The following is a 20,928-nucleotide window of genomic DNA, read 5'->3' as shown; positions in this document are numbered from 1 at the left end:
CCCACGCTCCCGGATGTCGGTGCGCCGAGATAGCGTGGCCCCATGCGGTCATGGTGGGGCTGGGGCACAGTCGATCAGGCGGTCAGCGACGCCGAGTGCGCGCAGCTCGCGGGGCAGCTCCCCGGCCTGCCGGACACCCCGCTGCCGATACCGGACCCTGGCGACCTCGACCTGCCCGCACCGCGCACGCGGCCGCCGGCCTCGCTCGCGCCGTTGTGCTCGACAAGCACTGCCGACCGAGCCTCGCACGCCTACGGCAAGGCATACCGGGACGTCGTCCGCGCGCTGCACCGGGAGCTGCCGAACCCGCCGGACGCCGTCGCGTACCCGCGCGACGAACGCGACATCGCGTCGCTCATCGACTGGGCAGCGGACGCCGGAGTCGCCGTCGTCCCGTACGGCGGTGGCAGTTCGGTCGTCGGCGGTGTGGAGTATCGGGGCGAGCACCCGTGGCTCTCGCTCGATCTATCCACAATGGACCAGGTGCTCGACGTTGACACCACGAGCAAAGCGATCCGGGTACAGGCAGGCACGCTCGGGCCAGCCCTGGAGGACCAGCTCCGTCCCCACGGGTTCACGCTGCGGCATTTCCCGCAAAGCTTCGAGTTCTCCTCAGTCGGCGGCTGGCTCGCCACCCGGGCTGGTGGGCACTACGCCACGTTGCACACCCACATCGACGACTTCGTCGAGTCGTTGCGGGTGCTGACGCCAAGCGGCGTCAGCGAGTCGCTGCGGGTGCCCGCATCCGGTGCCGGCCCCTCCCCCGACCGGTTCTTCCTCGGCTCGGAAGGCATCCTCGGCGTGATCACCGAGGCCTGGCTGCGGGTGCGGGACCGACCGGTGCACAAGGCGTCCCTGTCGGTGTCGTTCCCCTCGTTCCACGACGGACTCGCCGCGATGCGCACCATCGTCCAATCCGGCCTGTATCCGGCGAACTGCCGCCTGCTTGACCAGGGCGAAGCCGCGCTCAGCGGCGCGAGTACGGACGGCACCAGCGTGCTCGTGCTCGGTTTCGAGTCCGCGTATTTCCCCGTCACCAACCAACTGGACGTCGCGGTCGACATCGCCCGAGAACATGGCGGCACCCCGGCCGAGCCCAGCCGCACCGACGGCAACGGAAACGGCGCGGATGACAGCGCCGTCGAGTCGTGGCGCTCGGCGTTCCTGCGGATGCCCTACCTGCGCGACGGGCTGGCGCGGATGAGCGCCATCGTCGAAACGTTCGAGACGGCCTGTACCTGGGACCGCGCCGAGGAGCTGTACAAGTCGGTGGCCGACGACGTCGGCTCTGCCGTGCAACGGGTCACCGGCTCGCCCGGCATGATCAATTGCAGGGTCACACACGCCTACCCTGACGGTCTCGCCCCATACTTCACGGTCATCGCCGCTGGTCAGCGCGGCTCGGAGGTGGCGATGTGGGACGAGATCAAAGCTGCCGCCAGCGAGTCGCTGGTACGCAACCACGCGACAATCACCCATCACCACGCCGTCGGCAGGGACCACGTCCCGTCGTATGAACAGCAGCGGCCCGATCCGTTCGCGGCGGCGCTGCGGCACGCCAAAGCGGCGCTCGATCCGGCAGGAGTCATGAACCCAGGCGTGTTAGGAATCTGACAGCAAGGGGCGGCCCGCTCAACCAGCCTGGGGGTCACCGGGAGCGGGCCGCCACTACCAGCTTAAGGGAACTTCCACACATTTCGCTGCATCCAAGGCGTAGATTCTCGATAAACCCGCGCGCGATGCTCCACATGGCTCATGTGGTGCTCGGCAAGAGGTGGGAGCGACGGGAGGCGAGGCAGTGCACGACGGCAGCGGCCGGATCGAGGTGCGGCAGCTCAGCAAGAACTTCGGGTCGGTACAGGCGGTGGCGAATCTCAGCTTCACCGTCGAGCCCGGCTCGGTAACAGGGTTTCTCGGGCCGAACGGCGCGGGCAAGACGACGACGCTGCGCATGATCCTGGGGCTGGTCACGCCGTCCGAAGGGACAGCGACCATCAACGGCTTGCCACACGACAAGCTCGGCCACCCCGCGCGGGTGGTGGGCTCCGTGCTGGAAAACGAGGGATTCCACCCCAAACGCACCGCACGAAACCACCTGAAAGTGTATGCGGCGGCGATCGGCGTCCCGGACCGGCGCGTCGAGGACGTACTGGCAGCGGTCGGGCTCACCGAGGCGGGCGATCGCCACGCGGGCGGGTTCTCACTCGGCATGCGCCAGCGGCTCGCGCTGGCCACCGCGCTCCTGGGTGATCCACAGGTGCTGGTGCTGGACGAACCGGCCAACGGACTCGACCCGGAGGGCATCGCCTGGCTGCGGACGTTCCTGCGCGACTTCGCCAAACAGGGCCGCACCGTGCTGGTGTCCAGCCACCTGCTCGCGGAAGTGGAGCAGACCATCGACCAGGTCGTGATCATCAGCCACGGCCAGACGATGTACTACGGCCAGCTCGACGACCTCCGCAACGCGCAGCGACCCAGGGTGCTGGTGCTGCCGTCCAATCAGGACGCACTGTCGACGGCGCTGCGGGAGGAGCAGATCAGCGAGATCGAGCCAGCCGATAACGGCAGGCTCGCCGTCATGAACACGTCCGCACGGCAAGTCGGCGACATCGCGCTGCGGGCGGGCGTCGCGATCTACGGCCTCGAAGAGCGCCACGCCGATCTGGAGAACCTGTTCTTCCAGCTCACCAGCGGCCAGTACGCGGCGGCGGCGCCGCAACAGTACGGCGCACCCCATGGGATGCCATACGGGACGCAGCCGAGCGCACCCTACGGCGCTCCGCCGGGAGCGCCCTACGAAGCTCCGCCCGGCACGCCGTACGGACCGCCACCTGGCACCCCCTACGGAGCACCACCCCACGGCGGGTACGGCCCACCGCAGGACGGTTGGTCACAACAAGGCACTGTGCCGCAACCACAGGGCCAGCAGCCGTACCAGCAGGACGAGGGCAACACCGGATGGGAAGGTCAGCGCTGATGGGCAAGCTGGTCAAAGCGGAGTTCCGCAAGATCCTGTCCACCAAACTGTGGTGGGGGCTGCTGATCGTCGCGCTGCTCGTCGCCGGCAGCTGGGCCGGAATGCTGTCCTCGGTGTTCGACGGCATCGCCGCGGAACTCAGCGGCTCGGAAGTAATGCGGCTCGCCGGGCTTGAGCTGGATGAGATCTCGTTCTCCGTCGTGTTTCTCACCAGAGCGATCAACATCGCGACGATCTTCCCGATGCTCTTCGGCGGGCTCGCGATCGCCAGCGAACTCGGCAGGAAGACGATCACCACGAGCTTTCTGACCGCACCGAACCGGACGATGCTGCTCGGCGCCAAGGGCATCACCTACGCGATCTGGGGCGCGATCTACGGCATCGCGATCATCCTCGCCGCCACGCTCGGCATCGTCATCGGCACTGGCGGCGATCACCTTGTCGGATTCACCACCTGGCTGGCGACGGCGGCGGCTGGCGTACTGTCCTGCGTGCTGTGGACGCTGCTCGGGCTCGGTGTCGGCGCGCTGATCGGCTCCCCCGTCGGCACCGTGATCGTGCTGCTGGTCTACGGCCTCGCGCTCGGCCCCATCAGCGACCTGGTGTTCACCGGGTTCGCCGAGGGCGACGCGAACGTCGCGGGAGCGTTGCCGAACGGCGCCGCCAACGGCCTGACCGGCTCCACGGCGGCGGACACGCTCGCGGCCGAGATCCAAGCGAACGCCACCGGCATGTCGAGCGTGTCCAGCGACCTGCTCGAAGGCTTCCAGGACACCGCACGGCTCGCCGCTGGCGGGCTCGGGTCGTTCGGGCTGTTCGCCAGCGCCGCGATCTTCCTCGCATGGGCGATGCTGTTCTTGGCGCTCGGGCTCTGGCGCACACAGTCCCGCGACATCACCTGAGGTCCCTGTGGCGGCGCTCACCGTCGGGGGTCATGCCTAACCTGGATGGTGTGTCCGTAACGATCACGCAGCCGTCCGGCACGGCGTCCTCCCGGGACGACGAGTCGCAGCAGCACGCAGGGCCGGGCTGGATCCGGCGGCTGGCCACCGCGTGCTGGCAGCACCGCGCGCTGGTGCTGCTCGCGTTCGGCGCGGCCGTACTCGGCGGCGGCCTGCAGGCGGCAGGACCGCTGCTGATCAAGCTCGCCGTCGATGACGCCGTCGCGGGCAACACCGGCCGTATCGGCTGGCTCGCTCTCGGCCTCGGCGGCCTGGCGCTGCTGACGTTCTGCAGCGCGTTCGCCCGCAGGTACCTGGGCGGAAGGCTGGCGCTGGACGTCCAGCACGACCTGCGGCAACGCGTGTTCGGCGCGGTGTCGCGGCTGGACGGCGGCAAGCAGGACTCGCTGCGCACCGGACAGATCGTCTCCCGCGCGATCACCGACCTGCAGCTGGTCACCGGCATCCTGATGCAGGCACCGCTGACGCTGGGCTCGGTGGTGTTCGGCGTGCTCGCGCTCGGCGCGATGCTCTGGATGTCCCCGACACTGACGCTGATCGCGCTCATCGTCGCGCCGGGCGTCGCGATCGTGCTCGGCGTGAGCAGGCGGCGGCTGTTCCCCGCGACGTGGACGGCGCAGCAGCGCGCCGCCGACGTGGCGCAGCACGTCGAGGAGACGGTCACCGGCGTCCGCGTGGTGAAGGGCTTTGGGCAGGAGTCCCGCGAGGTGTCCCGGCTGAATCAGACGGCTACGAGACTGTTCGCGGAGCGGATGCGCGCCGCGCGGCTGGCGGCGGTGCCCACGGCGACGACCTCGGCGCTGCCTTCGGCTGGCCAAGTAGCGGTGCTGGCACTCGGCGGGATGCTCGCGCTGCATGGCCAGATCAGTCTCGGCACCTTCGTCGCGTTCGCCGCCTATATTTCTGCGCTGATCGGCCCAGCGCGGATGGTGGCCAGCCTGCTGGTGCAAGCGCAGACGACGCGCGCGGGCGCGGAGCGCGTGTACGAACTGATCGATGCTCAACCGGAGGTGAAGGACCGGCCTGACGCGCACGGCCTGCCGGACGGCCCGCTGTCGGTGCGACTGGACGACGTCCGGTTTGGCTACACCCGCGACGACCCGGTGCTCGAGGGGCTGAGCCTCACGGTGCGTCCTGGCGAGACGGTGGCGCTGGTCGGCACAGCGGGCTCCGGCAAGTCGACGATCTCGCTGCTGCTCCCCCGGTTCTACGACGTCCACGGCGGATCGGTGCGGCTCGGCGCACCCGGCGCGGAGCACGACGTCCGGGACCTGCGCCTGGCCGACCTGCGGTCGGCGATCGGGGTGGTGTTCGAGGAGCCGTTCCTGTTCTCGGCGTCGATCCGCGACAACATCGCCTACGGCCGCCCGGACGCCACCGACGCCGAGGTCGTGGCGGCAGCGCGGGCCTCACAGGCGCACGAGTTCATCACGGCGCTGCCTGACGGCTACGACACCCTGGTCGGCGAACGCGGGCTGACGCTGTCCGGCGGCCAGCGGCAACGGCTCAGCCTGGCCAGGGCGCTGCTGACCGACCCGAGGGTGCTGCTGCTGGACGACGCGACGTCGGCGGTCGACGCCGCGACCGAGGCCGCCATCAACGAGACGCTGCGCGAGGTCACCCACGGGCAGCGGACGACATTGCTGATCGCGCACCGCAGGTCGTCGCTCGCACTCGCCGACCGGATCGCCGTGCTCGATGAGGGCCGCGTGGTCGACGTCGGCACCGAGGCCGAGCTGCTGGCACGGTCGGCGTTGTTCCAGAGCCTGGTCGCGGGGTATGACGAAGGCCTTCTGTCGCCCACCAGACGCGAGGAAGAAGCCTTTCATCGCACCCTCTGGCCGGACACAACGGGCACCGAGGACGCCAATGACGCCGCGGCCCTGGCGATCAGCGCGGCGCAGCGAACGAAGCCCAGCGCGGCAGCCACGGGGCGGCCTGGCGCGGGCAGGGGCGCGGGCGCCGCGGTCGACACCCCGCCGACACCGGAGCTCATCGACGCCGTGCGCAGGCTGCCGCCCGCCACCGACCGGCCAGACCTGGGCGCGGAGGACCCGGCCGCACCCGACCCGCATTTCCGGCTGACCAAACTGTTGCGACCGGTGCGCTGGATTCTCGCCGTCGTCGTCGGGCTGGTCGCCGCCGACGCGCTCGCCTCGGTCGCGCTGCCCTCGCTGTTCCGGTACGGCGTCGACAACGGCATCAGCGCGGGCGCGGCGGACGTCGTGCTCGGCATCGCGGCGCTCGGCGCGGTGATCGTCGCGGCGGACTGGGTGGTCATCGCCGCACGGACGAAGCTCACCGCACGCGCAGGGGAGAGCGTGTTGTACCTGCTGCGGGTGCGCTGCTACGCGCACCTGCAACGGCTCGGGCTCGACTACTATGAACGGGAACTGTCCGGCAAGATCATGACGCGCATGACGACGGACGTCGACGCGCTGTCGCGGTTCCTGCAGACCGGACTCGCCACCGCCGTGGTCAGCGTGCTCACCATCGTCGGTATCGCGGTCGCGCTGCTGCTGACCGACTTCTCGCTGGCGCTGATCGCGCTGTCGATGCTGCCGGTGTTGCTGGCAGCGACGGCGGTGTTCAGACGGCTCTCGTCGCGCGCCTACACCGAAGCGCGGGAGCGGGTCAGCGTCGTCAATGCCGACATGCAGGAAAACGTGACCGGGCTGCGCACCGCACAGGCGTTCACCCGGGAGCGGCACTCGGCGCGAGCGTTCGCCTCCCGCAGCGACGACTACCGCCGCACCCGGCTCCGGGCGCAGCGCTACATCGCAACCTACTTCCCGTTCGTGGCGTTGCTGTCACAGCTGGTCGAGGCGGTGGTGCTCTACGTCGGCGCAGGCCAGGTCGCGGCGGGCACGCTCACCGCGGGCGTGCTGATGGCGTTCCTGCTGTACCTGTCGCTGTTCTTCTCCCCGATCCAGGAGCTGTCCAGCGTCTTCGACGGCTACCAGCAGGCGAAGGTCGGATTACTACGCATCGGCGACCTGCTCGCGACGCCGACGTCGGTGCCGCCGCCGAGCGACCCGGTCGCACCACCGGAGCGGTTGTCCGGCGAGGTGGAGTTCAAGGACGTCCGGTTCGCCTACCCCGGCACCGACACCGCGGCGGTGGACGCGCTGTCGTTCGACGTCGCGCCGGGCGAGACGGTGGCGCTGGTCGGCGCGACCGGGGCGGGCAAATCGACCGTGATGAAGCTGCTGGCGCGGTTCTACGACCCGACGTCCGGCACGGTACGCATCGACGGCGTCGACGTCCGCGACTACGACCTGCCAGCGCTGCGGGCACGCATGGGCATCGTGCCGCAGGAAGCACACCTGTTCTCCGGAACCGTCGCGGACAACATCCGCTACGCGCGTACCGACGCGACCGACGCCGAGGTGGAGGCGGCGGCACGCGCGGTGGGCGCGCTGGACGCGATCGCCGCGCTGCCGTCCGGGTTCCACCAGCAGGTCGGCGAGCGCGGGCAGTCACTGTCGGCTGGCCAGCGGCAGCTGATCGCGCTCGCCCGCGCCGATCTGGTCGACCCGGACATCCTGCTGCTCGACGAGGCGACGGCCGCGCTGGATCCGGCGACCGAGACGGCAGTACTGACCGCGGCCGAGGAGTTGGCTCGCAGCAGGACGACGTTCGTCGTGGCACACCGGCTGGCGACGGCGGCGCGGGCTGACCGCATCCTGGTGCTGGACGGCGGGCGGCTGGTCGAGCAGGGAACGCACGCCGAACTGCTCGCCGCGGACGGCGCGTACGCGCGGTTCTGGCGGCTGGGCGACGGCGCGAACGACGCGGCGGGCAGCATCACCGACGGCCTGACCAGCCCCGCGCCATCACACCAACGCGGGCAGCACCTCACCGAGTGAGCCGCGCAGCACGACGTCGGCGACGTCGTCGTACGGCGTTTCGGTGGCGTTGCAGACGACGATCCGAGCGCCGTTGCGGGCAGCCAGCCCGACGAGCCCAGCCGCGGGGTGCACGCTCAGCGAACTGCCAACGGCGAGTAGCAGGTCGCACGCCTCGACCTCGGTGCGAGCGCGGGACAGCACGCCGGGGTCGAGCGCCTGACCGAACGAGATCGTCGCCGACTTGAGGATGCCGCCGCAGACCAGGCACGGCGGATCGGTCTCACCAGCGGCGACCCGGTCGAGCGCTTCCCGCATGCCCCTGCGCTCGTCGCAGGTCAGGCACGCCGTCTCGTACAGCGTGCCATGCAGCTCGATCACCGAGTCAGGGTCGCTGCCCGCGCGCTGGTGCAACCCATCGACGTTTTGCGTCACGATCGCTCGCAGCGGGCCGGAACGTGCCAGTGTCACCAGCGCGTGATGCGCGGCATTCGGCTGCGCCTGCCAGCCGGGGTGGTGCAACCGCGCCTGCCAGCTTCGCTGCCGCAACTCCGGGTCGGCCATGTAGTCGTGGATGTTCGACAGCCGCTGCGCATCGGGATCGCGGGTCCACACACCCTCGGGGCCGCGGAAGTCCGGGATCCCCGATTCGGTCGACACTCCGGCGCCGGTCAGCGCTACCGCTCGTCGCGAGCCGCTGACCAGCGATTGTGCTGTTCGCACCCGGTCGGAGTTGGCCACGAAGTCCATACCGAACATGATGCCAATCACGTCGGGTTGCGGGACACATCACGTTGACACCCGACCGGCGCACGACTCAATCACACGAGTGGAAGAATGGCCCTCGCGCTTCGCACACCATGACGTGCGGGGTGGGCGGGAACTTATCTCACCTCGTCGCGCGTGATGGCGTTAGCCTGGAAGCGCGACAGGTTGATACACCCATACGACAGACGGATAGAGGCGAGTCCCAGCCGTGTCTAGCAGCAGCCCTGCGTCACAATTCGGCCCCAACGAATGGCTTGTCGAGGAGATGTACGAGCGCTACCTCGACGATCCCAAGTCAGTCGATGCCGCGTGGCATGACTTCTTCGCCGACTTCACCCCGACTGGCGCAGGTGACGGCTCCACCCAAGACGGATCGACGGCGGCGGCAGGGACGGCAACCGGCGCGTCGACCGCGGTCAGCGATGGCACCGGCGGGACCCCGGCGCCGAGGCCGACGCCCCAGCCAGCGCCCCGGCAGCAGGCCCCGGCCGCACCTCAGCAACAACCCCGTCCCCAGCAGCCCGCCCAGCAGACCCAGCAAGCCACGCCCGCTCAGCCCACGCAGCAGCCAGCCCAGCCCACGCAGCAGGCCAAGCCAGCGCAGAGCGCACCCGCAACCGACAAGCGGCAGCCCGAGCGCACCGCGCTGCGCGGCGCCGCGGCCGCGATCGCCAAGAACATGGACGCATCGCTTGCGGTGCCGACCGCGACCAGCGTGCGCGCGGTGCCCGCCAAGCTGATGGCGGACAACCGCATCGTGATCAACAACCACCTGACGCGGACGCGCGGCGGCAAGATCTCGTTCACCCACCTCATCGGCTACGCGATGGTGCGGGCGCTGCGGGACTACCCGAACATGAACCGCCACTACGAGCTTGTCGACGGCAAGCCGCACGCGGTCACACCCGAGCACGTCAACCTCGGCCTCGCCATCGACATGAAGGGCAAGGACGGCCAGCGCAACCTCGTCGTCGCCTCCATCAAAGAGGTCGAGGACATGTCGTTCCTGCAGTTCTGGCAGGCGTACGAGGAGATCATCAAGAAGGCCCGCACCAATAAGCTCACCGCGGACGACTTCGCCGGCACCACGATCTCGCTGACCAACCCTGGCGGCATCGGCACGAACCACTCGGTGCCCCGACTGCAGACGAACCAGGGCGCGATCATCGGCGTCGGCGCGATGGAGTACCCGGCGCAGTATCAGGGCACCAGCGAGCAGGCCCTGATCACGATGGGCGTCAGCAAGATCATGACGCTGACCTCGACCTACGACCACCGCATCATCCAGGGTGCCGAGTCGGGCGAGTTCCTGCGTCGCATCCACCAGCTGCTGCTCGGCGAGGACCGCTTCTACGACGACATCTTCACCTCGCTTCGCCTGCCGTACGAGCCGGTGCGCTGGGTCCAGGACATCCCAGAAGGCGACATCGACAAGACCACACGGGTCATCGAGCTGATCGAGGCGTACCGGATGCGCGGCCACCTGATGGCCGACACCGACCCGCTGAACTACCGGCAGCGCCGCCACGAGGACCTGGACATCCTCTCGCACGGGTTGACGCTGTGGGACCTTGACCGCGAGTTCGCCGTTGGTGGCTTCGCGGGCAAGCAGCGGATGAAGCTGCGCGACGTGCTCGGCGTGCTGCGAGACTCCTACTGCCGCACCGTCGGCGTGGAGTACACCCACATCATCGATCCAGAGGAGCGGCGCTGGCTGCAGGACCGGATCGAGATCAAGCACTCCAAGCCGCCGACGTCGGAACAGAAGTACATTCTCTCCAAGCTCAACGCGGCCGAGGCATTCGAGACGTTCCTGCAGACGAAGTACGTCGGGCAGAAGCGGTTCTCACTCGAGGGCAGCGAGACGGTGATCCCGCTGCTGGACACCGTGCTGGACAAGGCGGCAGAGCACGAGCTGGACGAGGTCGTCATCGGCATGCCGCACCGGGGCCGCCTCAACGTGCTGGCCAACATCGTCGGCAAGCCGATCTCGCAGATCTTCCAGGAGTTCGAGGGCAACCTCGACCCCGGCCAGGCGCACGGCTCTGGCGATGTGAAGTACCACCTCGGCGCCGAGGGCAAGTACTTCAGGATGTTCGGTGACGGCGAGACCAAGGTGTCGCTGACCGCCAACCCATCGCACCTGGAGGCGGTCGATCCTGTCCTGGAAGGCATCGTGCGCGCCAAGCAGGACATCCTGAACAAAGGCTCAGAGGGCTTCACCGTACTGCCCGTGCTGCTGCACGGCGACGCGGCGTTCGCGGGCCAGGGTGTCGTGGCTGAGACGCTGAACCTGGCGCTGCTGCGCGGCTACCGCACCGGCGGCACCGTGCACGTCATCATCAACAACCAGGTCGGCTTCACCACCGCGCCGCAGCACGCGCGGTCGAGCCAGTACGCCACCGATGTCGCCAAGATCATCGAGGCGCCGATCTTCCACGTCAACGGCGACGACCCCGAGGCCGCGTACTGGGTCGCCAAGCTCGCCGTGGACTACCGGCAGGCGTTCAACAAGGACGTCGTGATCGACATGATCTGCTACCGCCGCCGGGGTCACAACGAGGGCGACGACCCGTCGATGACCCAGCCAGCGATGTACGACATCATCGACGGCAAGCGCAGCGTGCGGAAGACCTACACCGAATCGCTGATCGGCCGCGGCGACATCTCGGTCGAGGAGGCCGAGACCGCGCTGCGTGACTTCTCCAGTCAGCTGGAGCACGTCTTCAACGAGGTGCGCGAGCTGGAGAAACACCCGATCAAGGCGAGCCCGTCGGTTGAGGAGCACCAGCAGGTGCCAGCGCAGGTGCCGACCGCGATCAGCACCGAGACGCTGCACCACATCGGCGACGCCTTCGTCAACCTGCCGGAGGGCTTCACGCCGCACCCAAGGGTCAAGCCGGTGCTGCAGCGCAGGCACAAGATGTCCCGCGAGGGCGGCATCGACTGGGCGTTCGCGGAACTGCTCGCGTTCGGCTCGCTCGCGATGGAGGGCAAGCTGGTGCGCCTGTCCGGCCAGGATTCGCAGCGCGGCACGTTCACCCAGCGGCACTCGGTGCTGATCGACCGCGAGACCGGCAGGGAGCACGCCCCGCTGCAGCACCTCGCCGAGGAACAGGGCCGGGTGATGGTCTACAACTCGGCGCTGTCCGAGTTCGCCGCCGTCGGCTTCGAGTACGGCTACTCGGTGGCGCAGCCGCGCGCACTGGTGCTGTGGGAGGCGCAGTTCGGCGACTTCGTCAACGGCGCGCAGACCATCATCGACGAGTACATCTCATCCGGTGAGGCCAAGTGGGGCCAGCTCTCGCCGCTGGTGCTGCTGCTGCCGCACGGCCACGAGGGCCAGGGCCCGGACCACACGTCCGGGCGCATCGAGCGGTTCCTGTCGCTGTGCGCGGAGGGCTCGATGACGGTGGCGGTGCCATCGACCCCCGCGAACTACTTCCACATGCTGCGCAGGCACGCGCTGGACGGCGTCGACCGCCCGATCATCGTCTTCACGCCGAAGTCGATGCTGCGCAACAAGGCGGCCACCTCGAACGTCGAGGACTTCACCGAGGGATCGAAGTTCCTCTCGGTGATCGATGACGCCGAGGTCGAACCTAGTGCGGTGCGCAAGGTGCTGCTCACCTCGGGCAAGCTCTACTGGGAGCTGGCGGCCGAGCGGGCTCAGCGGGGCGCGAACGACGTGGCGATCGTGCGGATCGAGCAGTATTACCCGCTTCCGAAGAAGAAGCTGCGGGAAGCGATGGCACGGTACTCGTCGGCGCAGGAGGTCGCCTGGGTGCAGGAGGAGCCGGAGAACCAGGGTGCGTGGCCATTCTTCGGCCTGAACCTGCCTCGCCGGGTTTCCGACGCCTTCGACAAACCGTTGCAGGTGGTCTCGCGGCGGCCGATGGCGGCGCCGTCCGCCGGTTCGCCCCGGGTGCACGAGGTCGAGCAGAAGGCCATCCTCGCGAAGGCGTTCGAGTAAGACGTTTCTCGTTTCCCTGGGTAACTAGCCAGGTGACGAGCGTGCACGGTATCGTTCGCTCGTCGCCGGTCGACCCCCAGGGCCGGCACCAGCCCCGGCGCTCCCTCCCCCTCGGCGCCGGGGCTTCTTCATGCCCATCCGCCCACCGCGAGTCCCTCGTTGTTGTGCCGCGAGTTCCCCGTTACGGCACCGCGAGTCCCGCCCACACGCGACCGCGGGACGTGCGCCGTACGCACGCCCCGCGGTTGTCACGTGGGAAGGAACCTACTCATAACCTCACAGTTCGAGCGTCCAGCTGTCGATGTATCCGGTGTCGTAGGAGTAGACGTCCCGCACCCGCAGCGTCCAGGTGCCATCCGCGTCGTGGCTGGACAGGTCGCGGTTGACGCTGCCCTGCACGTTGTCGGCCGAGTCCCAGTAGCTGGAGTTCTTCAACCGGTACTCCGTGCCGTCCGGCGCGATCAGGTCGATCACCAGGTCACCGCGGTAGGTGTGCTTGATGTCCACCGTGATCGTCGACGACGATGACGCCTTGCGACCGCAGTCGCTGATCGTGATGTCGCTGGTCGCGGTGCCCGCGTCCGGGATGCTGACGTTGGTGTCATTGGTGGCGGTGCACCCGGTCGGGTCCGGGTCAGGATCGCCGCCACCATCGCCGGTACCGGTGTAGAGCAGCCGGTTCGGCGTGTCGCTCGACGGCACACCGCTGATCTTGCCGGTGGAGGCATTGTCCACGATCGCGGCGTGCACCGTGCTCGGTGACGCCCCGGTGTTGTCCGCGAGGTACAGCGCCGCGGCGCCCGCCACGTGCGGCGACGCCATCGACGTCCCGGAGATCGTGTTGGTGTCCGAATCGGACCCAATCCACGCCGAGGTGATGTCGACCCCGGGCGCGTACAGGTCGGTGCAGCTGCCGTAGTTCGAGAACGACGCCGCGCTGTCCGAGCTGTTGGACGCGTTCACGGTCAGCGCCTCGCCCACTCGCGCAGGCGAGTAGTTGCAGGCGTCCTGCGGGTTCCCGAAGAAGTCGCCGTTGCCAGACGCGACGGCGTAGGTGACACCCGAGTTGATGGAGTTGCGCACGGCGTCGTCCAGCGCAGAGGAGGCACCGCCACCGAGACTCATGTTCGCCACGGACGGGCCACTCGCGTTGTTCGTCACCCAGTCGACACCGGCGATCACACCGGAGTTCGAGCCGGAACCGTTGCAGTCAAGCACGCGCACGGCGACGAGGTTGACCTCCTTGGCGACGCCGTACTCCGTGCCGCCGACGGTGCCGGCCACGTGCGTGCCGTGACCGTTGCAGTCATCGGCGCTGCCGCCGTCGACCGCGTCGTATCCACTGGTTGCCCGGCCGCCGAAGTCGTTGTGGCTCATCCGGATGCCGGTGTCGATCACGTACGCGTCCACATTGGACGCCGTGGTCGAGTAGCTGTACAGATCATCGAGCGGCAGATCGCGCTGGTCGACCCGATCAAGACCCCAGGACGGCGGGTTCGTCTGGTCACCGGCCAGCTGAACCTTCTGGTCCTGCTCGACGTAGGCCACCGCCGAATTGTCGGCGACCCGCTCAGCGGCACGCTTGTTCATTTTCGCGGCGTAGCCACGCAACGCGCCCGTGTACCTGTGGGTGATGTCCGCGCCGTACCGCTGGGAATGCGCCCTCGCCTTGTTCCCAACGGAGCTGGCCGACACACGGTCCTTGAACACGACGATGTAGCTGCCCTTGATCGCGTTTTCGTTCTGGGCACCGGCGATCTGCGGCTTACTCGATTCTTGTTCCGCAGCGGCCATGCCTTGACCGGAGAGCGCGGCGAGGGCGGTAGCCGTTGCCACGACTCCAATCTTGGCCCAGGTTCTGCGCCTCGTATGGGGCGACTTACTCACAATGGATCTCCTCCTAGGCAGGGTCAGCGAGCGTCCTGGTTAGACGCCGCTTCTAGGGGTGAATCACGTTCGGGTGAACGCTGGTCATGAGGCTAAGACCGCACCGACACACCGGAATAGGGAGCGATAATCGTCACCGATCTACCTATGGACGCAGCAGAAAAAGTCGTTCTCAGCACACGACGACCACGAGCCTCCCGCCGCGCGCAACGCGTTCACCTGCGAAATGCCCCCACGAGTGCGGGGATGCCACGGCAGAGCATCGCAATGTGAACACGGCGTCGCGGCGCACTCACAGCTCGGATACACCAGTCTCGATGCCGAGGACCGCCAGGGAGTTACGCCATCCAGCCAATACGACTAGGCCCTATGGTCGCACTGGGTGCGGCCATAGGGCCTAGTACCGACGTTCTGTCTTTGCTCCGCGACTCTGTCCGCGGTCACAGGGGAAGAACCGTCACATCACCTCACAGTTCGAGCGTCCAGCTGTCGATGTAGCCGGTGTCGCCCACGTACACGTCCTCCACGCGCAACGTCCAGGTGCCGTCGGCGTCGTGGCTTGACAGGTCACGGGTGACGCTGCCCTGCACGTTATCGGCCGAATCCCAGTAGTCCGAGTTCTTCAACCGGTACGCGGTGCCGTCCGGCGCGATCAGGTCGATCACCAGGTCACCGCGGTAGGTGTGCTTGATGTCCACGGTGATTGTCGACGACGAGGACGCCTTGCGGCCACAATCGCTGATCGTGATGTCACTGGTGGCGACCCCACCGTCAGGGATGCTCACGTCGGTGTCATTGGTTCCGGTGCAATCGCTCGGCTCCGGGTCGGTGCTACCGGAACCGGTGTAGAGCAGCCGGTTGGGTGAACCACTGCCTGGATTGATCACCACATCCGTCGTCGCGTTGTGCACGATCGCATCATGCACCTGGCTCGGCGAGGCCCCGGTGTTGTCCGCGAGATACAGCGCTGCCGCACCCGCCACGTGCGGCGACGCCATCGACGTCCCGGAGATGGTGTTGGTATCCGAGTCCGACCCGATCCACGCCGACGTGATCTCGTCGCCAGGCGCGAACAGGTCAAGGCAGGTGCCGTAATTGCTGCCCTGACCGTTTGGCCAGTCGGTCGGCCGCTCATCGGACGAATCGGTGGCGCCCACCGTCAGCGCTTCGGGCACCCGTGCCGGCGAATAGTCGCACGCGTCGTCGTCGGAGTTACCAGCCGCCACCGCGTAGGTGATGCCGGAAGCGATGGAGTTCTGGACCGCGTCGTCGATGGCACTCGAAGCGCTGCCGCCGAGGCTCATGTTCGTCACGGACGGGCCACTCGCGTTGTTCGTCACCCAGTCGATGCCGTCTATGATTCCGGAGTACGACCCGTAGCCGTCGCAGTCGAGCACCCGCACCGCGACCAGGTTGACCTTCTTGGCCACGCCATACGCCGCGCCGCCCACCGTACCGGCGACGTGGGTGCCGTGACCGTTGCAGTCGTCGGCCGCACCGCCGTCGATCGCGTCATAGCCACTCGTCGCACGACCCTCGAAATCGTTATGACTCATCCGAATACCGGTGTCGATGACGTATACGTCCACATTAGACGCATTAGTGGAATAGCTGTACAGATCATCGAGCGGCAGTTCGCGCTGGTCGACCCGGTCAAGGCCCCAGGACGGCGGGTTCGTCTGATCACCGGCCAACCCAACGGTTTGGTCCTGCTCGACGTAAGCCACGGACGGATCCTCGGCGACCCGCTTGGCATTACGCTCATTCATGGTGGCCGCATAGCCGCGCAACGCGCTGGTGTACCTGTGGGTGACATCCGCGTTGTACCGCCGGGAATGCTCTCTCGACTTGCTGTTGGCGGAGTTGGCCGAGACACCATCTTTGAACACGACGATGTAGCTGTCCTTGATCGCGTTGTCGCTCTGTGCGCCGACGATCTGTGGTTTGTCAGCCGCTTGTTCCGCGGCGGCGATGGACTGACCGGACATCGCGACAAGTGCGGTAGCCGTCGCCGCGACACCGATCTTGACCCAGGTTCTGCGCCATGAGTGTGGCGACTTACTCACGATGGATCTCCTCCTAGGCAGGGTTAAGCGCGCACCGTGGCGGCACACGCTCTAGGGGTGACACACGTCCGGGTGAACGCTGACCAAGACGCTAAGACCGCACAGATCAGCGAAACAGGGAGTGATCACCGCCACCGATCCACCTCTGGACACAGCAGGAAAAGTTTGTTCTCGGCGCTTAACGCGCACGGAAATCCACCCCCAGAGCGATTTCACCTGCTAAAACATCAGCACTAGTCACAGCGGGAAGCGGCACAATGACTCGCCGCGCCAAAACACATTCGCAACGAGCACTTCACTGCTCGGTTGACAACAATACGAATTGCTCCATTTGGCACAACGCAACTAGGCCTTGTGGCCGCAGGAGGTGCGGCCACAAGGCCTAGTACCGACGGTCTGACTTTTACGCGACGCCGTCCGCGGTCGCGGCCTTCGCCACGGCTGCGGCCACCTCGGGGCCGACCCTCGGATCGAGCGCGCTCGGCACGATCTTGTCCACCGCGAGCTCGTCCGCGGTCACCGCGGCGATCGCGTCGGCGGCGGCGAGCTTCATGTTGTCGGTGATCGCCCGCGCACCGGCGTCCAGTGCGCCACGGAACACGCCGGGGAAGGCCAACACGTTGTTGATCTGGTTCGGGAAGTCGCTGCGCCCGGTGGCGACCACGCTCGCGTACTTCGACGCGACCTCCGGGTGCACCTCGGGCTCGGGATTCGACAGCGCGAAGACGATCGGATCGTCGGCCATCATGCCGATCAGCGACCCATCGATGGTGGCCCCGGAGAGTCCAAGGAAGACGTCGGCGCCATCGAGCGCCTCCGCGATACCGCCGGAGAGGCCCGCCCGGTTGGTCGACCACGCCATGTCCTGCTTGATCGGTGACAGACCCGGCCTGCCGACGTGAATGATGCCTTTCGAGTCCAGCAGCGTGACATCGCCGACCCCGGCGTTCTGCAGGATCCTGGTACACGCGATGCCGGACGCACCGGCACCGGAGACCACCACGCGCTGCTTGCTGATGTCACGCCCAAGCACCGTGTTCGCCCCACGCAGCGCGGCGAGCACCACGATCGCGGTGCCGTGCTGGTCGTCGTGCATCACGGGGCAGTCGAGCGCGTCCTTGAGCTTGTCCTCCAGCTCAAAGCACCGCGGCGCCGCGATGTCCTCCAAGTTGACCGCGCCGTACGACGGCCGCAGCCGCACCAGCGTCTCGACGATCTCGTCCACGTCGGTGGTGTCGAGCACCAGCGGGATCGAGTCGAGCCCGCCAAAGGTTTTGAACAGAACCGACTTGCCTTCCATCACGGGCAATGACGCGCTCGCCCCGATGTCACCGAGACCGAGCACGGCCGTGCCGTCGCTGACGACAACCACGAGCCGACTAGCCCAGGTGTAGCGCGCGGCGAGCGAGGCATCCTCGGCGATCGCGGTGCTGACCTTGGCGACACCCGGCGTGTAAGCGATCGACAACTCGCGCGGGTCCGAAATCGGCCGCGTCGCGCCTACGGACAGCTTGCCACCCTCGTGGCCTACGAAGATCTCTTCGTTGGTCACCGGAGTTGTCGCGGGGACGGTGGCTGAGCTGGCCAGGTCGTTCATCGTGGTTCCTGTCATCGTGTTCTCGGTATTCGATGGACCGCAGTCATTCCTCAGTCCTGCCTTGTCGCGTCCGAACCCGGCGTGGACCTTTCGCGCGACGGGATCGGTTCATCGTCTCATGGCATTTCCGAGCCTGGTCCGGGCTAGCCGCACTTCGGGCGACATCACGTTTCGCCGCACGTTTAGCCCGTACCTGAGCGCGCTGGAAGGGTGCGGTGGCACCGGCGTCACAGGGCGCGATGTCCGGCTTCGCCGCTCGCTTCAGGGTGCACCGCAGCGGCAGCGGACAGCGTGGTTACTCCTAGTGTGACAGGTCGGGCAAGCAGTTGCCGCGCCGCCATCGGGTTGTGTCAGTGATCTCTCACTCGACCCCTCAGTGGTCTCCCACTCGATCGCCCTCTCGCCCTCTCGACCTTTCACGTGCCCACGCCGTAGTCCCCTCGGCGTACCCCACACCCGTCCACGCTGGCCCGGTGGCATGCGAGAGTGCAACTATGCAGGTTAGTGAGCTCGCGGTGCCCGACGCGTACGTCTTCACGCCGCGCACGTTCCCCGACGACCGCGGTCTGTTCGTCGCGCCGTTCCAAGGGACGGCGCTGCGGGAGGCGACCGGTCATGGACTGCGGGTCGAGCAAACCAACCACAGCGTGTCACGACGCGGCGTGATTCGGGGTATCCATTTCGCCGACACACCGCCTGGCCAGGCCAAGTACGTCTACTGCCCGCGCGGCGCGCTGCTTGATGTCGTCGTTGACGTCCGGGCCGGCTCACCGACGTTCGGCCAGTGGGACGCCGTTCGGCTGGACGCCGAGTCGTTTCGCGCCGTCTACATCTCCGAGGGCATCGGCCACGGCTTCGTCGCCCTCACCGACGACACCGTGATGAGCTACCTGTGCTCCACGGGCTACAACCCCGGTGCGGAGCACGGCGTCAACCCGCTCGACGAAGCGCTCGGCTTGCCCTGGCCCGCCGAGCTGGACCCCGTGCTCTCCGGCAAGGACACCGCGGCGCCCACGCTGGCCGAAGCGGCCGACGCCGGCATCCTGCCGGACTACAAGCACTGTGTGGCCCGCTACGAGGAGCTGCGCGCGGAGTGGTCCGACGTCACTTCTTCGGCGTGACCCAGACGGTGATGACGCCCTCGGTGACCGGCTTATCGTGCTTGTCGTAGATCGTCACCGGCACCGGCAGCTCGACACCCTCGGCACCGAACTCGGGGATCTCCGGCAACTCGGCGACCGCGCGCAGGCCGGTCTCGGCCTTCGCGACGTAGCTGACGGTCATGCCCTTCGGCAGCCAGCGATGCGTCACCGGCACGGTGGCCTCGGCGAGCATGCCCATGGCGATCTCAGCGAGGTTGCACGTCGCGATGGCGTGGAAGGTCTTGATGTGGTTGTAGACGCCGAACCACTTCGGCGCGGTGACCTCGCACCGGCCCGGTTCCAGCGCCTGCACCGTGGGCAGCACGGTGCCGAAGTAGGGCACTTTCAGCGAGATGGCCGTGGAGAACAGCCGCTTGCCGCCCGGCTTGCTCGTCAGCTTCCGCCACAGCGCCAGCGTGGGCGGGGTGGGGGTCTCTCGCGTTGTCTCAACCATGACCAGCTCCTAACTACTCGCGAGTAGATTGCCAGAGATTTCACTCGCACGCCGCACGGATCGGCTGTTAGATGGATCGCAACGCCCTATATCGACCGCAAGGAGGACGCAGGTGCCCGACCCGCGCATTCGCCGCATGCAGCCGGACGACGTCGAGGCGGTGGTGGGCTTGGTGCACGAGCTGGCCGCCTACGAGAAGGCGCCGGACGAGTGTCACCTCACCGCCGCGCAGCTCACCGCCGCGTTGTTCTGCGAGCGGCCCGCGCTGTACGCACACGTCGCCGTTGTCGACGACGCCGTTGTCGGGTGCGCGCTGTGGTTCCTGAACTTCTCGACGTGGCGCGGCGTGCACGGCATCTACCTCGAGGACCTTTACGTCCAGCCGGAACAACGCGGCAGCGGACTCGGCAAGGCGCTGCTGACGACCCTGGCAGAGGAGTGCGCCCAGCACGGCTACCAGCGGCTGGAGTGGTGGGTGCTGAACTGGAACACCCCGGCGATCGAGTTCTACGAGTCGCTCGGCGCTGAGGCGATGGACGAGTGGACGGTGTACCGGCTCACCGACAAGCCACTGACGGCCCTGGCGGAGGGCTGACTACTCGCTGTCAACGCCCTCGGGGTACTCCCCCAGCGCCCAGGCCCGAGACGGCGTGCGGAACAGCAGCACCACGAGCACGACAGCCACCGCGAGGATCGGCACGCCCCACAGCGGCTGGCCGGACGGCCCCGTCGTGTACCAGCCAACGCCGCCGATGATGAGCGCGAGCACGAACGCGGGCGTGCGCGCCCAGGTATGCCCGAGCAGCAGGCCGACGCCGCACGTGACCATGCCCGCGCCGAGCAGCGCGTAGTAGAACGCCTGGCCATAGACGCTGTTGCCGCCAGCGGTCTCCGTCGTGCCGAGTAGCGCGTCCACCAGGAGCACCACGGCGAATACGACCGCGGCCAGGCCGGGCAGCGTCGTCAGCACTCCGGCGACGCGGATTTCGCGGGGAGCGGGAAGGAACAGATCGTCGCGCCGCACCGGGTCCTCACTGTCGTCACGGTCCACCTGGCCGCACTGCCACTGCGACCCCTGTGGATACTGAGCGTAAGCGACATCGATGGTAGCGCCACCCACTCGGACGTTTCCCCACCGGCGCCAACCTACGATGATCGTGGTGTCGTCAACGATGAGCCGGCGGTCGCCGGGGTGCACTTGTCGCCGACGCGGACAGATCCCGAGCAGCGGGATCAGGTGGAGGTGAACACGAC

The 20,928-nt window shown here is 67.7% G+C and carries 13 protein-coding genes; 7 read left to right on the top strand and 6 right to left on the bottom strand.

Annotated elements, in window-relative coordinates; all coding sequences use genetic code 11:
* The first annotated feature begins 42 nt into the window (after nt 1-42).
* The 4 genes from AMYHA_RS09550 to AMYHA_RS09535 all read left to right on the top strand — a co-directional run bounded on the left by AMYHA_RS09550 (nt 43) and on the right by AMYHA_RS09535 (nt 7,808).
* Nucleotides 43-1,614, top strand: coding sequence for an FAD-binding oxidoreductase (locus tag AMYHA_RS09550; RefSeq protein WP_034270156.1), 1,572 nt, complete (start codon nt 43-45; stop codon nt 1,612-1,614).
* Between the two features lie 184 nt (nt 1,615-1,798).
* Nucleotides 1,799-2,977 carry an ATP-binding cassette domain-containing protein gene (locus AMYHA_RS09545; RefSeq protein WP_034270153.1) on the top strand — a complete coding sequence of 393 codons (1,179 nt, stop codon included), beginning with the start codon at nt 1,799-1,801 and terminating at the stop codon, nt 2,975-2,977.
* Nucleotides 2,977-3,879 (top strand): ABC transporter permease subunit, encoded by a 903-nt coding sequence (locus tag AMYHA_RS09540; RefSeq protein ID WP_034270150.1) that lies wholly within the window; start codon nt 2,977-2,979, stop codon nt 3,877-3,879. Before AMYHA_RS09545 ends, AMYHA_RS09540 begins: the two co-directional genes overlap by 1 nt.
* 131 nt (nt 3,880-4,010) lie before the next feature.
* The gene (locus AMYHA_RS09535; protein ID WP_231104941.1) at nt 4,011-7,808 is read left to right on the top strand and encodes an ABC transporter ATP-binding protein; all 3,798 of its coding nucleotides are present in this window, start codon (nt 4,011-4,013) and stop codon (nt 7,806-7,808) included.
* Here AMYHA_RS09535 and AMYHA_RS09530 read toward each other — a convergent pair.
* A complete protein-coding gene (locus AMYHA_RS09530) occupies nt 7,776-8,537 on the bottom strand; it encodes an SIR2 family NAD-dependent protein deacylase (protein ID WP_051400369.1) in 762 nt (253 codons plus the stop codon). The genes AMYHA_RS09535 and AMYHA_RS09530 overlap by 33 nt on opposite strands.
* 226 nt (nt 8,538-8,763) lie before the next feature.
* On the opposite strand from AMYHA_RS09530, the gene AMYHA_RS09525 reads away from it, so the two are divergent.
* Nucleotides 8,764-12,528, top strand: a complete 3,765-nt coding sequence (locus tag AMYHA_RS09525; protein ID WP_034270147.1) for a multifunctional oxoglutarate decarboxylase/oxoglutarate dehydrogenase thiamine pyrophosphate-binding subunit/dihydrolipoyllysine-residue succinyltransferase subunit — start codon at nt 8,764-8,766, stop codon at nt 12,526-12,528.
* Between the two features lie 276 nt (nt 12,529-12,804).
* Here AMYHA_RS09525 and AMYHA_RS09520 read toward each other — a convergent pair whose 3' ends face one another.
* From AMYHA_RS09520 to AMYHA_RS09510, 3 genes are all read right to left on the bottom strand, one after another.
* Nucleotides 12,805-14,322, bottom strand: a complete 1,518-nt coding sequence (locus AMYHA_RS09520) for a S8 family peptidase (RefSeq protein WP_084037010.1) — start codon at nt 14,320-14,322, stop codon at nt 12,805-12,807.
* A gap of 560 nt (nt 14,323-14,882) precedes the next feature.
* Nucleotides 14,883-16,403, bottom strand: a complete 1,521-nt coding sequence (locus AMYHA_RS09515; protein WP_034276533.1) for a S8 family peptidase — start codon at nt 16,401-16,403, stop codon at nt 14,883-14,885.
* Between the two features lie 481 nt (nt 16,404-16,884).
* On the bottom strand, nt 16,885-18,093 hold the full coding sequence (locus AMYHA_RS09510; RefSeq protein WP_407919881.1) for an NAD(P)-dependent malic enzyme: 1,209 nt from the start codon (nt 18,091-18,093) through the stop codon (nt 16,885-16,887).
* A 479-nt stretch (nt 18,094-18,572) separates the two neighbouring features.
* Between AMYHA_RS09510 and rfbC the strand changes: the two genes are divergently transcribed.
* Nucleotides 18,573-19,199 carry a dTDP-4-dehydrorhamnose 3,5-epimerase gene (rfbC, locus tag AMYHA_RS09505; RefSeq protein ID WP_034270143.1) on the top strand — a complete coding sequence of 209 codons (627 nt, stop codon included), beginning with the start codon at nt 18,573-18,575 and terminating at the stop codon, nt 19,197-19,199.
* On the opposite strand, the gene AMYHA_RS09500 is transcribed toward rfbC, so the two are convergent.
* Entirely contained in the window at nt 19,183-19,674 is a 492-nt protein-coding gene (locus tag AMYHA_RS09500; protein WP_034270140.1) for a hotdog fold domain-containing protein, read from the bottom strand. The genes rfbC and AMYHA_RS09500 overlap by 17 nt on opposite strands.
* A 136-nt stretch (nt 19,675-19,810) precedes the next feature.
* Here AMYHA_RS09500 and AMYHA_RS09495 point away from each other — a divergent pair, with 136 nt between their 5' ends.
* Nucleotides 19,811-20,269, top strand: coding sequence for a GNAT family N-acetyltransferase (locus AMYHA_RS09495; protein WP_034270137.1), 459 nt, complete (start codon nt 19,811-19,813; stop codon nt 20,267-20,269).
* On the opposite strand, the gene AMYHA_RS09490 is transcribed toward AMYHA_RS09495, so the two are convergent.
* Nucleotides 20,270-20,725 (bottom strand): hypothetical protein, encoded by a 456-nt coding sequence (locus tag AMYHA_RS09490; RefSeq protein ID WP_231104678.1) that lies wholly within the window; start codon nt 20,723-20,725, stop codon nt 20,270-20,272.
* Nucleotides 20,726-20,928 lie beyond the last annotated feature (203 nt).

The sequence above is a fragment of the Haloechinothrix halophila YIM 93223 genome, from assembly GCF_000504245.1.
Lineage (GTDB): Bacteria > Actinomycetota > Actinomycetes > Mycobacteriales > Pseudonocardiaceae > Haloechinothrix_A > Haloechinothrix_A halophila.
The sequence above is the reverse complement of the archived record's forward strand: the minus strand, read 5'-3'. Positions and strand labels throughout refer to the sequence as shown.